Annotated in this window: 14 protein-coding genes; 11 read left to right on the forward strand and 3 right to left on the reverse strand. The window is 74.0% G+C overall.

The window, feature by feature from the left end; genetic code table 11:
- Positions 1-35: 35 nt before the first annotated feature.
- Positions 36-251, forward strand: coding sequence for a biotin/lipoyl-binding carrier protein (locus AC3ANM_RS10695; protein ID WP_141790562.1), 216 nt, complete (start codon positions 36-38; stop codon positions 249-251).
- Positions 252-317: 66 nt separating this feature from the next.
- Here AC3ANM_RS10695 and AC3ANM_RS10700 read toward each other — a convergent pair whose 3' ends face one another.
- Positions 318-1106, reverse strand: coding sequence for a glycerophosphodiester phosphodiesterase (locus AC3ANM_RS10700; RefSeq protein ID WP_488284400.1), 789 nt, complete (start codon positions 1104-1106; stop codon positions 318-320).
- A gap of 70 nt (positions 1107-1176) precedes the next feature.
- Between AC3ANM_RS10700 and AC3ANM_RS10705 the strand changes: the two genes are divergently transcribed.
- Complete coding sequence (locus AC3ANM_RS10705) at positions 1177-2460, forward strand: MFS transporter (RefSeq protein WP_488284401.1); 1284 nt, start codon at positions 1177-1179, stop codon at positions 2458-2460.
- A gap of 6 nt (positions 2461-2466) precedes the next feature.
- Here AC3ANM_RS10705 and AC3ANM_RS10710 read toward each other — a convergent pair whose 3' ends face one another.
- Positions 2467-3954 carry a CCA tRNA nucleotidyltransferase gene (locus tag AC3ANM_RS10710; protein ID WP_488284402.1) on the reverse strand — a complete coding sequence of 496 codons (1488 nt, stop codon included), beginning with the start codon at positions 3952-3954 and terminating at the stop codon, positions 2467-2469.
- Between the two features lie 86 nt (positions 3955-4040).
- Here AC3ANM_RS10710 and AC3ANM_RS10715 point away from each other — a divergent pair, with 86 nt between their 5' ends.
- From AC3ANM_RS10715 to AC3ANM_RS10755, 9 genes are all read left to right on the forward strand, one after another.
- Complete coding sequence (locus AC3ANM_RS10715) at positions 4041-4526, forward strand: NUDIX hydrolase (RefSeq protein ID WP_488284403.1); 486 nt, start codon at positions 4041-4043, stop codon at positions 4524-4526.
- A 38-nt stretch (positions 4527-4564) separates the two neighbouring features.
- Positions 4565-6715: a DUF6049 family protein gene (locus tag AC3ANM_RS10720; RefSeq protein WP_488284404.1), complete on the forward strand. Its 2151-nt coding sequence runs from the start codon at positions 4565-4567 to the stop codon at positions 6713-6715.
- Positions 6712-8343, forward strand: a complete 1632-nt coding sequence (murJ, locus tag AC3ANM_RS10725; protein WP_488284405.1) for a murein biosynthesis integral membrane protein MurJ — start codon at positions 6712-6714, stop codon at positions 8341-8343. The genes AC3ANM_RS10720 and murJ overlap by 4 nt, the downstream gene beginning before the upstream one ends.
- Before the next feature lie 80 nt (positions 8344-8423).
- On the forward strand, positions 8424-10268 hold the full coding sequence (locus AC3ANM_RS10730) for a hypothetical protein (protein WP_488284406.1): 1845 nt from the start codon (positions 8424-8426) through the stop codon (positions 10266-10268).
- Between the two features lie 12 nt (positions 10269-10280).
- Complete coding sequence (sigM, locus tag AC3ANM_RS10735; RefSeq protein ID WP_488284407.1) at positions 10281-10892, forward strand: RNA polymerase sigma factor SigM; 612 nt, start codon at positions 10281-10283, stop codon at positions 10890-10892.
- A 78-nt stretch (positions 10893-10970) separates the two neighbouring features.
- Positions 10971-11702, forward strand: a complete 732-nt coding sequence (locus AC3ANM_RS10740) for a hypothetical protein (RefSeq protein ID WP_488284408.1) — start codon at positions 10971-10973, stop codon at positions 11700-11702.
- A 120-nt stretch (positions 11703-11822) separates the two neighbouring features.
- Positions 11823-12821, forward strand: a complete 999-nt coding sequence (trxB, locus tag AC3ANM_RS10745; protein WP_488284409.1) for a thioredoxin-disulfide reductase — start codon at positions 11823-11825, stop codon at positions 12819-12821.
- An 88-nt stretch (positions 12822-12909) separates the two neighbouring features.
- Positions 12910-13236, forward strand: a complete 327-nt coding sequence (trxA, locus tag AC3ANM_RS10750; RefSeq protein ID WP_488284410.1) for a thioredoxin — start codon at positions 12910-12912, stop codon at positions 13234-13236.
- 137 nt (positions 13237-13373) lie between these two features.
- Positions 13374-14549 carry an N-acetylmuramoyl-L-alanine amidase gene (locus AC3ANM_RS10755; protein ID WP_488284411.1) on the forward strand — a complete coding sequence of 392 codons (1176 nt, stop codon included), beginning with the start codon at positions 13374-13376 and terminating at the stop codon, positions 14547-14549.
- Between the two features lie 30 nt (positions 14550-14579).
- Here AC3ANM_RS10755 and AC3ANM_RS10760 read toward each other — a convergent pair whose 3' ends face one another.
- Positions 14580-15227, reverse strand: a complete 648-nt coding sequence (locus tag AC3ANM_RS10760) for a GNAT family N-acetyltransferase (protein WP_488284412.1) — start codon at positions 15225-15227, stop codon at positions 14580-14582.
- Between the last annotated feature and the right edge of the window lie 48 nt (positions 15228-15275).

Consider the following 15275-nt stretch of genomic DNA (forward strand, 5'->3'; position numbering starts at 1 on the left):
ACGAGCCGGCCGGCACCGAGCACTAGGGTGACCGCATGAGCACCGAAGTCGCGTCCGACCTGGTCGCCAACGTCGCCAAGGTCCTCGTCTCGGTCGGCGACACGGTCTCCGCCGGCGACGAGCTCGCCCTGCTGGAGTCCATGAAGATGGAGATCCCCGTGCTGGCCGAGGAGGACGGGACCGTCACCGACGTCCGCGTCCAGGAGGGTGACGTCGTCCAGGAAGGCGACGTGCTCGTCGTCCTCGACTGAGCCGCCCCACCACAGTTCGCCCCCGCCCCGGGCTCGCAGCCTCGCCCGGCCACCCGCACGCGGGGATCAGTCGGCCAGGCCGCGCAGCGAGGGCAGCGTGCGCGGCACGTCGTCGACCACGACGGCGTCCGCCCCGGCCTCGAGCAGCTCGCGGGCCTGGTCCGCCGCAGGGCACCAGGCCACGACCTCGAGCCCCGCCTCGTGGGCCACGGCGATCGACTCCTTCGCCGGCCGGTGCACCGGCGCCCGGTCCAGCTGGTTGGGCCCGAACGAGCTCCAGTGCGCGGCGAGGACGTGCGCCCCCAGGTGCACCGCCGCAGGGACGGCCTTGCGCAGGGGAAAGCCGACCCAGGTGAGCAGGCCGACCGGCAGGTGCGGCACCGCACCCAGCAGCGTGAGCACGGCCGCCGGGTCGAAGGACGTCGCCAGGACCGGTCGCTCCCCGGCGAGCTGCCCGGCCAGCGGCGCGAGCAGGGCGGCGGTGGTGCGCCCGGGTGGCCGCAACGCGTCCTCCAGGCAGCTCTTCACATCCAGGTTCACCCCGATGCCCTCCGGCAGGTCGGCGATCAGCTCCGCCAGGGTGCACGCCCCCGCCTCCCGGGCCTGCTCCAGCGTCAGCTCGGCCACGAACGACCCGTCGTCCCAGGTCGGGAAGTGCCCGACGACGAGCTCGTCGTCGGCGGTCCGCCGGACGTCGGTCTCGACCCAGCGCAGGCCGGCGGCCACCGCCTGGCGGACCGAGTCGGGGGTGTTCTCCCCCGGCCCGCGGCCCAGGCCCCGGTGGCCGAGGACCGTCGGGCGTCCACCGAAGACCGTCCCGGCCTCACGTCGACCCCGCCCGTGACCGCTCCCCATACCTCGATCCTGCTGCGTCGCCCCGGGTCTGCCAACCGGCCACGCCGGGGGTGCGTGACACGATGAGGCGGTGACCGCCGCGGCGAGCCCTGTCCCCGCCCCCCGGCTGTGGGCCTTCGGGCCGGCCTTCCGACGGCTGCTGGCGGTCCGGTTGAGCAGCCAGCTCGGGGACGGCGTCTTCGAGGTGGCCCTCGCGTCCCTGTTCTTCTTCTCCCCCGAGCGCGCCGCCACCCCCGGGGGCATCGCGGCCGCCTTCGCCGTCCTGACCCTGCCGTTCACCCTGATCGGCCCGTGGGCGGGGGTGCCGCTGGACCGCTGGTCCCGGCGCAACACGCTCATGGTGGGCAACGTCGTCCGGGCCGTCCTGGCCCTGGTGGTGGGGGCACTGCTGGCCCTCCACGCCCCCGACCCGGTCCTGTATGCCGTGGTGCTCACCTTCCTGAGCATCAACCGGTTCCTCCTCGCGGCCCTGTCCGCGAGCCTGCCCCACGTGGTCGACCCCGGGCACCTCGTGGCCGCCAACGCGGTCACCCCCACCCTGGGCACCGCCGCCTACCTCACCGGTGGCGCGCTGGCCTATGGCGGCCGGCTGCTGGGCGCGAGCCACGCCACGCTCGTGGTGCTCGTCGCCGCCCTGCTCGTCAGCGCAGCGCTCCTGGCGCTGCGGCTCCGGCCGGCCCAGCTCGGCCCGGACCGGGCCCCGTTCACGGAGGGGGCCGCCCGGGGTCTGGTGGAGGTGGCGCGCGACCTGGTGCGGGGGCTGCGGCACCTGCGCTCACGGCATACCGCTGCCTGGGCACTGGGCGCGATGAGCGGCCACCGGCTGTTCTTCGGGACGCTGACCCTGTCCACGATCCTGCTCGCCCGCAACCACTTCGGCGGCGGAGGCAGCCAGCGGGGGCTGATGCTGCTCGGCTGGGTGCTCGGCGCCGGCGCCGTGGGGTTCCTGGCCGCCGCGGTGAGCACCCCGTGGTGGGTGCGGCGCGAGCACGCCCCGGAGTCCGTCGTCGCCGGCGCCCTGGTCGGCGCCGGCCTGGCCGCCGCGGTCCTGGCGATCACGCTGAGCCTGCCGGTCCTGCTCGCCTCGGCGCTGGTCATCGGCTGGGCCGGGCAGAGCCTGAAGATCTGCGTGGACACCCTCGTCCAGCGGGGCGTGGACGACGCCTTCCGCGGCCGGGTGTTCAGCATCTACGACATGCTCTTCAACGCCACCTTCGTGGTCGCCGTCGCGCTCTCGGCGGCCGTCGTGCCGGCCGACGGCGACGCGCCGTGGGTCTTCCTCGTCCTCGGGCTCGGCTACCTGGCGGTGTGCGTCAGCTACCGCCGCGCCACCGCCACCACCGCACGGGCCTGAGGCCGCTCAGGCCCCGCCCTCGAGCGCCGGCTCCTGCGCCTCGGGCTGCTGCGCCCACCAGGCGAGCAGCTCCTCCCGGGCGGCGTCCTCCCCGATCGGCCCGCGGTCCAGCCGCACGGCCAGCAGGTGCTTGTAGGCGCGCCCGAGCAGCGGTCCGGGGCGGATGCCGAGCGCCTCGGCGATCTGGTTGCCGTCGAGCTCGGGCCGGACCGCCGCCAGCTCCTCCTGCTCCAGCAGCCGGGCGATGCGGGCCTCGAGCTCGTCATACGTCCGGGACAGCCGCTGGGCCTTGCGCACGTTGCGCGTGGTGCAGTCCGAGCGGGTGAGCCGGTGCAGTCGCGGCAGCAGCGGGCCGGCGTCGGTGACGTAGCGACGCACCGCCGAGTCGGTCCACTGCCCCTCCCCGTAGCCGTGGAAGCGCAGGTGCAGCTCCACCAGGCGGGACACCGCCTTGACCGTCTCCTTGTCGAAGCGCAGCGCGCGCAGCCGCTTGGCCGTCATCTTGGCCCCGACGACCTCGTGGTGGTGGAAGCTGACCCCGCCGCCGGGCTCGAACCGCCGCGTGGCCGGCTTGCCGATGTCGTGCAGCAGGGCGGCCAGGCGCAGCACCAGGTCCGGGCCGGGCACCGACTCCTCGGGGCCGTCCGGCGGCCCCTCGAGCGCGATCGCCTGCTCCAGCACGATCAGGGAGTGCTCGTAGACGTCCTTGTGGCGGTGGTGCTCGTCGAGCTCCAGCTTCAGGGCGGGCAGCTCGGGCAGCATCTGGTCGGCGAGCCCGGTGTCGACCAGGACCCGCAGGCCGGCTCGGGGGTCGGGTGAGAGCAGCAGCTTCTCCAGCTCGACCCGGATCCGCTCGGCCGAGACGATCTCCAGTCGCCCGGACATGTCGCGGACCGCCGCGTCGACCTCCGGGGCCAGGGTGAAGCCGAGCTGGGCCACGAAGCGCGCGGCGCGCATCATCCGCAGCGGGTCGTCGGCGAAGGACTCCTCGGGCGTCCCGGGTGTGCGCAGCACCCGCGCGGAGAGGTCGGCGAGCCCGTCGTGCGGGTCGACGAACTCCAGGGCGGGCAGCCGCAGCGCCATCGCGTTGACGGTGAAGTCCCGGCGCACGAGGTCGTCGTGCAGGTTGTCGCCGAAGGCCACCTCGGGCTTGCGGGTCGTGCGGTCGTAGGCGTCGGCGCGGTAGGTCGTCACCTCGATGGTGTGGTTGCCCTTGCGCGCCCCGATCGTGCCGAAGGCGCGCCCCACGTCCCAGTGGGCGTCCGCCCAGCCGCGCAGCACCTTCTCCGTCTGCTCCGGGGTGGCGTCGGTGGTGAAGTCCAGGTCGGGGGACGTGCGCCCCAGGAAGGCGTCGCGGACCGGCCCGCCGACGAGGGCCACCTCGTGCCCGGCGGCGGTGAACCGCTGCCCGATCTCGGTCAGCAGGGGCAGGACCGGGGCCAGCCGACGGACGGCCTCCTGGAGGAGGGAGCTGGGGCGGGCGGTGGAGGACACGAGACTCAAGACTAGGTGACGACGCCTGCCGCGCCGACGCCCGCGCTGACAGGTAGGGTCCGGTGGGCGCTGGTTACAGTGACGGGGTGACCGCCCCCGACCCCCGGCCCACCCGGCTGCCGCGCCGGCTCCCGGCTGTGGAGGAGACCTCCGCGGGCGGAGTGGTCATCGACGTCCAGGACGGGTCGGCCCGGATCGCCGTGATCGCGCGCCGCAACCGGGCCGGACGCGTCGAGTGGTGCCTGCCCAAGGGACACATCGAGCCGGGTGAGTCGCTGCCCGAGACGGCGGCCCGTGAGGTCGCGGAGGAGACAGGCATCATCGGCCGTGTGATCGAGTCGCTGGGCACCATCGACTACTGGTTCTCCACCCCCGACCGGCGGATCCACAAGGTGGTCCACCACTTCCTGCTCGAGGCCACCGGCGGGGAGCTGAGCATCGACGGCGACCCCGACGCCGAGGCCATCGACGTGGCGTGGATCGCGCTCGACGAGGTCCACGAGCACCTCACCTTCCCCAACGAGCGCCGGATCGCCCAGGCCGCCTGGGAGCGGCTGGCCGGGTCCGCGTGAACCCTCGGCACGGCCTTCGCATGCAGACGGTATGCCGGGTGCTCGCCGCTGCCCTCGTCGTCGCCTTCACCGCCGTCCCGGCGGCGCTCCCGACGTCGGCCTCGGCCGCCTCTTCCGCCACGGACGCCTCGGTCCCGCGCGCCGGGACGGGCTCCGGCGTCAGCGTGCAGCTGTCGGCGGTCAGCCCGCAGGTGGCGCGCCCCGGCCAGGCGGTCCGCATCAGGGGGACCATCCGCAACACCGGGGCCAAGCCCCTGGCCCGTCCCGTGGTGGTGGCCCGGCTGCGCACCGACGGCCTCGGCAACCGGCAGCAGGTCAGCGCCTGGGCGCAGGGGTCCACCGAGCTCACCCCCGGTCCCGAGGTGGCGCACCAGGACCTCGGCGGCACCCTCGCCCCCGGTGTCACCACGCCGTTCGTGCTGACCGTCCCCGCAGCGGCCGTGCGCAACCCGTCCGCGTTCGCCGCGCTGCCCCTGGCGGTGGAGGTGCACGGACGCGGCTCCGCGACCGTGTCCGGCAGCACCCACACCTTCCTTCCCTGGTTCCAGCGCAAGGAGTTCACCCGGCTGTCGATGGCGTTCGCGATCCCGCTGACGCTCGACCCGGAGCCGCCCCTGTTCGGCGCACCCAGCCGGGCCCGTACCGCCGCCTGGGAGCAGGCGATCGGTCCGGGCTCGCGCATCGACCGGCTGCTCAGCGGGACCGCGAACGCCCCGGTGACCTGGGCGGTCGACCCCTCCCTCCTGGGCCCTCCCCCGGAGCCCCAGGTCGCGGGCAGCCCCAGCACCGCGACGCCGACTCCGGCCCCGACACCCACCGGCAGCAGCACGACGCCGTCCACCCCGACGGCCGACCCCGTCGCCGCGCTGACCAATGCGCTCGGCCAGCGGCTGCACGACGGTGCGGCCCGGCACCCCATCTGGGCCCTGCCCTACTCCGACCCGGACCTGGCCCGCACCCTGACCATCGCACCAGGTGACCCCTCGGTGGCCGCGGTGATGGCCATGCCCGACACCCTGTCCTCCGTCGTCGGCAGCGGCGTGCGCCGGGACGTCGCGTGGCTGGTCGACGGGCGGGTCGCCACCGCCCGCGAGAACGGCCTGCGCAGCCTGTACCGGGGCAGCGGGCTGTCCGCAGCCGTGGTCTCGGCCTCCTCGCTGCCCTCGGACACCACCGGCGTGACCCCGAACGCGGCGCGGCGCACCCCCGACGGGCTGCCCCTGCTCGCCTACGACGACCAGCTGAGCCGGCTGCTGACCGCCACCAGCTCCCCGACCGACGGGACCGAGACGGTGCAGCGGTTCCTGGCCGAGACCATCACGCTCCTGCAGGAGCGCCCGTCGGTGCCGCGGTCGGCCCTCGTCGCCGCGCCGCGCTCGTTCGCCGGCGACCCGACCGTCCTCGCCTCGCTGCTGGGCGCCGCCTCCTCCGCCCCGTGGATCCAGCCGGTCAGCACCACCGAGCTGGTCCACCAGGCGGTCGACACCGACGACGCCCCGCCACCGGGCAGCCGGCCGTCCGGCAGCGACGCCCTCGCGCCCGGCCGCTCGCCGCTGACCCGGCAGGTGGTCACGACATTGCCCGCGCTGCGGTCCGAGATCCAGGGCATCTCCAGCCTGGTCGACCCCCAGAAGTTCCCGGCCCCCCTGTGGCAGGACGCCGCCACCCAGCTGCTCTCCTCCCGCTGGCGCGGCCAGCCCGCGTCATTCGCCACGCTGCGTCGCTCGATCGACTCGGCCATCACGGGGGTGAGCCAGGGCGTCCGGGTGAACCCCTCGAACGTCAACTTCCTCGCCGACCAGGGTGTCCTCCAGATCACGGTGGTCAACACCCTCGACGTCCCGGTCCATGACGTCCGGCTCCACCTCGAGCCGGGCAGCCCGCGCCTGCGTATCGACGACCAGCCGCAACCCCTGCGGATCAACCGGCAGAGCCGGATCACGGTGAAGGTCCACGTCACCGCTGTCGCGGCCGGCCTCGTCCCCGTCCAGGCGAGCCTCAGCTCGGCCAACGGCACCCCCATCGGTCAGGGCGCCCGGGTCGACGTGCGGGTCAGCCCCACCGAGACCTGGGTCTACGGCGTCCTCGGTGTCGTGGCTGGTCTCGTGCTCGTCCTGGGCGTCGTCCGGTCGTTGCGACGGGGGCGGGCGCGACCCTCGATGCCCTCTCAGGAGAATGTCCTGCCATGAGCGACTCCACCGCCAGCCTGGCGCGATCCAGCGCGGTCATGGCCTCGGGCACCATCGTCTCCCGTGTGCTCGGCATGGTCCGCGCGACCATGCTCGGGGCGGTGATCGGCATGACCGGCCTGTCGGCCGATGCCTTCCAGGTCGCCAACACCCTGCCCAACCTGCTGTTCCTGCTGCTCGCCGGCGGCGTCCTCAACGCCGTCCTCGTGCCCCAGCTGACCAAGGCCAGACTGCACGCCGACGGTGGCCAGGACTTCGTCGACCGCCTGCTCACCCTGGCAATCGTGTCGATGGGGGTCCTCACCCTCGTGGTGACCGGCTCGGCCGCGCTCCTCGTGCGCCTGTTCAGCTCGGGCTTCTCGCCGCAGACGATGAGCCTGAGCATCTCCTTCGCCCTCATCTGCCTGCCGCAGGTCTTCTTCTACGGCCTCTACACGCTGCTGGGCCAGGTGCTCAACGCCCGCTCGCAGTTCGCCGCGTTCATGTGGGCGCCGGTGATCGCCAACGTGGTGTCCATCGCGGGCATGGCCATCTTCCTGCTGCGCTACCCCCGGCAGCCCTCGGTCGACCAGTGGACGCCGGGGATGATCTGGCTGCTGGCCGGGACGACCACGCTCGGGATCATCGCCCAGGCGCTCGTGCTCCTCATCCCCCTGCGCCGGGGCGGGTTCCGCTACCGCCCCCGCTGGGGCTTCCGCGGCGTGGGGCTGCGCAGCTCCTCCAAGGTCGCCGGGTGGACGTTCGCCGCGCTGGCCGTCTCCCAAGCCTCGTTCATCGTCACCTCGAAGGTCCTGACCCAGGCCACCAGCCTCAGCGCCGCCCGGCACCTGCACGAGCCCGGCCTGACCGCCTACAGCAACGCCTTCCTGCTGTTCATGCTGCCGCACTCGCTGGTGACCGTCTCGCTCGTCACGGCCCTGTTCACGCGGATGAGCAAGGCGGCCAACACCGGCGACCTCGCCGAGGTGCGCGACGACGTCAGCCGCGGCCTGCGCCTGACCGCTGTGGCGACGGTGCCGGCCACGGTGGCCTGCTTCGTCCTCGGCACCGCGCTGGTGGGCACGCTGTTCTTCAAGAACTCCGACGCCGACGTCCACGCGACCACGGTGGTGATGGTCGCGATGATGGCCGGCCTCGTCCCGTTCGGCACCCTCTACCTGCTGCAGCGGGTCTACTACGCCTTCGAGGACGCCCGCACCCCGTTCAAGCTCCAGGTGCTCGCCAGCGGCGTCGGCACGACGATCAGCCTGATCGCCCTGTCATTGCCCGTCTCGTGGATGGGCATCACGGTGGGCATCGGCCAGTCGGTGGCCAACCTCGCCGGCGCGGCGCTCGGCCTGGTGTGGGCGCGCCGGCGACTCGAGGGCCTGCCGCTGCGGGCCGTCGGGCGCACCTACGTGCGCCTGGGGGCAGCGGCCCTGGTGGCCGGCGGGGCGGCATACCTCGTGCGGCTGGCGATCGCCGCGCAGGTCATCGGCCGGGTGCAGGACGTCGTGACCCTGGTCGTCGGCGGGCTGGTCTTCCTCGTGGTCTACCTGGTCCTGGCACGCCTGCTGCGCGTGCGCGAGGTCGACGAGCTCTTCGGTCCGCTGGCCTCCCGGGTGCGTCGCCTCATCCCCGGGGGCTGAGGCGACCCTAGGATGATCCCCTGACCGTCAGTCGCGACGAGGGGAGCAGCCGAGTGCACGGCCCGGGCCCGGGAACCATCGTGGGAGACCGCTACACCGTCCAGCGACGGTTGGCGCAGTCACGCGACCGTGCCCGCTGGTCGGCCCACGACACGACCCTCGAGCGCGACGTGATCCTGACGGTCTTCGCGAGCGATCACCCCAACGCCGACGCCGCCGTCGACGCGGCCCGGCGGGCGGCCGGGGTCGAGGACGGCCGCCTGGTGCGGGTCCTCGACGTCGGCACCCAGGACGACTTCGCCTGGATCGTCGAGGAGTTCCTGCCGGGCTCCCGGACCGTCGCCGCCCTGCTGGAGCAGGGCGGACTGCCCGCCGAGGAGGTCCGCCGGATCACCGGCGAGGCGGCGAGCGGCCTGGAGACGGGCCGCTCCCGGGGCCTGCACCACCTGCGACTGACCCCGCACGAGGTCCTGCGCTCGGCCGACGGCGCGATCAAGGTCTCCGGGCTCGCCATCGCCGCCGCGCTGGACGGAGCCGACGACCTCGACCCGCTCGCGGCCTCTCGCGCGGACGCCGTGGCGCTGGTGGCCCTGGCCTACGCCGGCCTGACCAGCCGCTGGCCGCTGCCCGACCCGCCGGCGGGGCTGGAGGCTGCACCGCGCCTGGCCGCGGGGGTCCCCGCGCCCTCCGAGATCGCCGCGGGCGTGCCCGGCGACCTCGACGCGATCTGCCGCCTCACCCTCAACGAGTCCGCGGGACCGCTGGACCCGGGCGACCTTGCCTCCCAGATCGCCCCCTGGGCCCGGGAACAGGTGCACCCTGAGGACGTCGGCGACCACACCTCGGAGCTTCCGGTGGTGGCAGCGCCGCAGGCACAGGCCGCCGGCGCGGGCACGACAGCCACCGCCACCGCCGCGTGGACGCCGGCCACGAGCCGACGGGACCCGCGCACCGCGGACAGCCCGGCAGCCCCCACCTCCGCCCCGGCCTCCCCGGGCCCCAGGCCTGCCGGCGCGGCCGCATCGACCGAGCCCGCTGCCGCCGCAGCCGTCGGGGCCGCCCGCAGCGGGGGCACGGCCGCGGGCGCCCTGGCCGGGACTGGTGTCGGACGCTTCGGCTCCTTCGCGCGCGCCGCCGCGGACCGCGCGGCCCATGCGGCGGGGGTGCGCGGTGACGAGGGCGAGACCGAGGCCGAGACGATCAGCCTCCCGGAGGTGTTCCACACCCAGCAGGAGCCGGCCGAGCCACCCTTGCCGCTCCTGCACACCGGCGCCGAGGCGCCGACCCGCAGCCAGACCAAGCTCGTCGTGTCGATCCTCGTCGGCTTCCTCGTCATCGTGCTGCTGCTCGGCTACTGCGGGATCTCGAGCATCGGCTCGGGCAGCTCACTGCCGCTGGGCACCGTCACACCCCACCAGAGCGCGTCGGCCACCCCGAGCACCGCCTCGCCCACACCGACGCCGACGACCACGACGAGCAGGTCAGCGGCCGCCGGCCCGCTCGCGATCAAGGACGCCACGGGCTTCGACCCCGAGGGCGACCAGTCCGAGAAGGACGACCTGGCCAAGGCTGTCCTGGACGGCGACCCCAGCACCGCCTGGCAGTCCGAGGGCTACAACTCCCCCTCGTTCGGTGGCCTGAAGAAGGGCGTCGGTCTCATCCTCGACCTGGGCACCGCGAAGTCCGTGCACTCCGCGAAGCTGGTGCTGGGCAACGGCCCGGCCGACGTGACGGTCTACGCCGCGCCCTCGCGCTCGCTCGACGGCGCCTCCACGGTCGGCACGGCCCAGGGCGCGGGCGACACGGTCACCGTCACCGCCAACAGTGACCTCGAGCCGGCCCGTTACGTCATCGTGTGGTTCACGCTGCTGCCCCAGGACGGCGGCCGCTACCGCGCCTCCCTCGCCGACATCACGTTGCGGTGACCCGTGGCCACCATGTCGAGCAGCAGCACCGGCCGGGGTGACCTCTCGAGCCTGAGCGACCGGGACCTGCTCGCCGCCCACTGCGCGGGGGACGCCGAGGCGTTCGGGGAGCTGTTCCGCCGCCACCGCGACCGGATGTGGGCGGTCGCCCTGCGCACCACCAGCGACCGTGAGCTCGCCGCCGACGCCGTGCAGGACGCGTTCATCTCGGCCTTCCGTCGGGCCGACTCCTACCGTGGTGATGCCGCCGTGACCACGTGGCTGCACCGCATCGTGGTCAACGCCTGCCTGGACCGGCTGCGCCGGCAGCGACCCACCAGCGAGCTGCCCGAGCAGGAGCTGCCCGACGCCCGCGACGCCCATGCCAGCCTCGAGACCCGGCTGGACGTCCGCCACGCCCTGGAACAGCTGCCCGAGGGCCAGCGCATGGCGCTGGTGCTGGTCGACATGCACGGCCTGAGCGTGGCCGAGGCCGCCGAGGTCCTCGACGTCGCCGTGGGCACCATCAAGTCCCGCTGCGCCCGCGGTCGGGCCGCCATGGCCGAGCTTCTCGGGCTGCAGCGGCGCCCTCCGCCGGCCACCGGCCCGCCGAGGGCCCACCCGGAACCTTCGGCGTCACCCTGACGTCCTACCCTCGTCGGCCGAAGCGCCGCACCGGTCCCACCCCGTCCCGCCCAACGACCCGTATGGAGGTGAACCGCCGTGATCCTGCCCCGCCACCCCTCGGGCGACCAGGATGACGACCCGACAGGCGTGCGGGCGCTGCTGTCCTCCCTCCCCGAGCCCGACCCGATGCCCGACGACCTCGTGCACCGGATCACCGCGAGCCTGGCCGCCGAGCAGGCCGCCCGTGGCCCCCGCGAGGCCCTCGTGCTCCCGCTGGACGCCTCCCACCGTCACGCCCGTCGGGGCCGCCGCGTGCTCGCGGCCGTCGCCGTCGCCGCCGGGATCGCCGCGGTGGGCGTGGCCGGCGCCGAGCTCCTCCCGCTCGGCGGGGCCTCCCAGACCTCGGCCGGGGCGGCGTCCTCCGCCGGTGCGCAGCTCGCGGCGAGCCCGGATGCCGGCCGCAAGGCGGCCTCACCGTCGTGGGCGGGCCAGATGCACATCCAGCAGTCGGGCATCCGCTACACCAGCGCCGGGTTCCTCACCCAGGCCTCCGTCCTCGCGGCCCGGTCTGCCGCCGACGTCACGCCGCTGACCGGGGAGGCCCAGGGGGCCGGGCCGATCGCGACCCCCGTCGGGCTGGCCGACTGCCTCAGGGCACTGGGGGTCGACCCCTCGGCGGACGTGACGGCCGACCTGGCCTTCTACGACGGCACCCCGGCCGTGGCCCTGGTCACCCTCCGCGGTGGGCACCGGACGGCGTATGCCGTGCTCCGCACCTGCCGCACCGGCGATGCCGGTGTGCTGCACCCGGCCACCACGCTGCCCTAGCGCGTCGGCCGGTCGAGCGCGGGCCGCGGAACAACCTCACCGTAGGATCTGTTGGAGCAGGTGGCGCGCCTGTCCGCAGCCGTGCCGTCGCACCAACCCCGACACCGAGAGGTCTCCCGCGTGAGCACTGACGTCCGCAACGTCATCATCATCGGCTCCGGTCCCGCCGGATACACCGCCGCCGTATACGCCGCCCGGGCCAACCTCAAGCCGCTGCTGTTCGAGGGCGCCGTCACCGCCGGTGGCGCGCTCATGAACACCACCGAGGTCGAGAACTTCCCCGGCTTCCGCGACGGCATCATGGGCCCCGAGCTCATGGAGAACATGCGCGCGCAGGCCGACCGCTTCGGCGCCGAGATCATCACCGACGACGTGAGCTCGGTCGACCTCACCGGGCCCGTCAAGACGGTCACCGACGGCGAGGGCAACACCTACTCGGCGCACGCCGTGATCCTGGCGATGGGCTCGGCCTACCGCGAGCTCGGTCTGCCCGACGAGAAGCGCCTCTCCGGTCACGGCGTCTCGTGGTGCGCGACGTGCGACGGCTTCTTCTTCCGCGACCAGGACATCGTGGTCGTCGGCGGCGGCGACTCCGCCGTCGAGGAGGCCACCTTCCTGACCAAGTTCGCCCGCTCGGTGACCATCGTCCACCGCCGCGACGAGCTGCGCGCCAGCAAGATCATGGCCGAGCGTGCGTTCGGCAACGACAAGATCCGCTTCGCCTGGAACTCCGAGGTCGCCGCGATCCACGGCGAGGACAAGGTCACCGGCCTGACCCTGCGCGACACCGTCACCGGCGAGACGCGTGAGCTGGCCGCGACCGGCCTGTTCGTCGCGATCGGCCACGACCCGCGCAACGAGCTGGTCAAGGGCGTCGTCGAGCTCGACGAGGAGGGCTACGTCCTCGTCCAGGGTCGCAGCACGCTGACCAACCTCCCCGGCGTCTTCGCCGCCGGCGACCTGGTCGACCACACCTACCGCCAGGCCATCACGGCCGCGGGCTCCGGCTGCGCCGCGGCGCTCGACGCCGAGCGGTTCCTGGCCGACCTCGACCACGACGCGGAGCGCGCCCGGGGTGGCGCGGCGGAGCTGTCACCCTCCGCCGCTACCGTGGGCTGAGAGGCCTTCCGCACCGCCGGCACCCGTGCCGTCCACCGCACCCCCCTGCTGTCACCGCAGCACAGATCCGAAGGAAGGAGCCCCCGACGTGGGAGCTACCAAGGAGACCACGGACGCGACCTTCGACGCCGACGTCCTGATGAACGACAAGCCCGTGCTCGTCGACTTCTGGGCGCCCTGGTGCGGCCCGTGCCGCGCGGTCGCCCCGATCATCGAGGAGATCGCGACCGAGCACGCCGACAAGATCAGCGTGGTCAAGCTCAACACCGACGAGAACCCGGAGATCGCCTCGCGTTACGGCATCACGGGCATCCCGACGATGAACGTCTACGTCAAGGGCGAGGTCGTCAAGACCCTGGTGGGCGCCCTGCCCAAGCCCAAGCTGGTGCGGGAGCTGTCCGACTTCATCGGCTGACCCCCTGCTGACGACCGGCGGCGCACCTGCTGTTCACCCGAACGGCGGAGGCGCCGCCGGTCTGTTCACGCACTAGGCTCGCCTTCTGCCATCGCCGCGTCGTCGGCCCAGATCCCCCATCCCCCCGAGAGGCAGGTATGTCGGACCAACCGTCAGCGCTGTACCGCGTGGGGGACGAGGGGGCCGGTGTACGCGACATCCGGGAGAGGCTGCTCGCCACGGGCGACCTGCGGGAGGACTCCGGCAGCGACGTCTACGACGACACCGTGCGCACCGCGGTCCGCTCCTTCCAGCAACGCCGTGGCCTCATCGCCGACGGCATCGTCGGCCCCCAGACGTGGATCGCCCTGGACGGCGCCCGGTGGCGACTGGGCGACCGCGTCCTGACGCACACCCCCGGCCACCTGTTGCAGGGCGACGACGTCTCCGAGCTGCAGCAGCGCCTGCTCGCGCTCGGCTTCAGCCCCGGCCGGGTCGACGGCGTCCTGGGCCGGGCGACCGAGCACGCGGTGCGCCAGTTCCAGCGCGGGGTCGGGCTGCCCGGCGACGGGACCGTCGGCCCGGAGACCCTGCGGGCCTTCGCCGACCTCAGTCGCAGCGTCTCCGGCGGCTCCCCGCACACCCTGCGCGAGCGTGAGCTGGTGCGTCGGTCCGGGCACAGCCTGGCGGGGCGCATCGTCGTGCTGGACCCCGGCCACGGCGGCGACGAGTCCGGTGCGACCGCCCACGGCCTGAGCGAGTCCGAGGTGACCCTGGACCTCGCGCGGCGGATCGAGGGGCGCCTCAGTGCGATCGGCGTGACCGTGGTCTTCACCCGCTCGGCCCACACCAGCCCCGACGAGCTGACCCGTGCCGAGGTCGCCAACGATGCCGGCGCCGACATCCTGCTGTCGCTGCACTGCGACTCCACCGACCACCCCGCAGCCAGCGGCGTGGCCACCTTCTTCTACGGCCGGGACCACTTCGGCGCCTGGTCCGCCGTGGGCGAGCACCTCGCCGACCTCATCCAGCGCGAGGTCGTGGCCCGGACCGGGCTGGCCGACTGCCGCTCCCACGCCCGGTCGTGGACCATCCTCCAGCGCTCCGCGATGCCGTGCGTGCGGCTGGAGGCCGGCTACCTCACCCACGGTGCCGACGCGGCACGCCTGGCCGACCCGATCTTCCGCGACACCCTCGCGGAGGCCGTGGTGGTCGCGCTGCAGCGGATGTACCTCGGCGAGGACGACACCAACGCCACCGGCGTGCTGCGCCTGGGCGACCTGCGCCGCTACATGGCGGCCCGCTCCGACGCCGGGGACCCGGTCCCCGACTAGCGGCACCCCGGGTCCCGGGGCCACCGGCCCTCAGGCGCGCTGTCCGCCGGTGGTCAGCACCGGGGCGCGCACCTGCGCGATGAGGCGCTCCACGACCTGCTCCATGTCCTCACGCCAGGACAGGGCGGTGCGCAGGTCCAGGCGCATCCGCGGGTACTGCTTGTGGTCGCGGACGGTCTTGAAGCCGACGGCGCCGAGGTAGTCCGCGGGGACGATGCACGAACGCATGCCGCCACCCTCGCCGGCGGCCGTGCGCCGCTGGCCGAAGGCCTCCATCGCGCGGATCCCGCGTCGCATCACGTCCTTGGCCGCTCCTTGCACCAGCATCCGGCCCAGGCCCTGCCCCTGGAACTCCGGCAGGACCTTGGCGGTCATGAGCAGGATCGCGTCGGCCCCCACCGGTGCGGTCGGGAAGGCCGCGGCCCGGGGCACGAGCCGAGGCGGGGCGTAGGTCAGGTAGCCGGCCGGCTGGTCGTCGACGTAGGCGATCCGGCCGACGCTGCCCCACTCCAGCAGGGCTGCGGACAGCCACGCCTCCTTGTCCAGCTCCGGGTCCCCCTCGCGCATCGCCCGTGCTGCCAGGACCGGGTCGAGCTCCCAGAAGATGCACGTGGCACAGGGGTCGGGCAGGTCGCCCACGCGATCCAGCGTGAGCGAGAGGATCTCGCGCCCGCTCATCGGCGCCGACGTCCGGTCGCCGGGCGCCACAGGTGCCCCACGTGTTTC

This window comes from Oryzihumus sp. JJN4-3R (assembly GCF_057747915.1).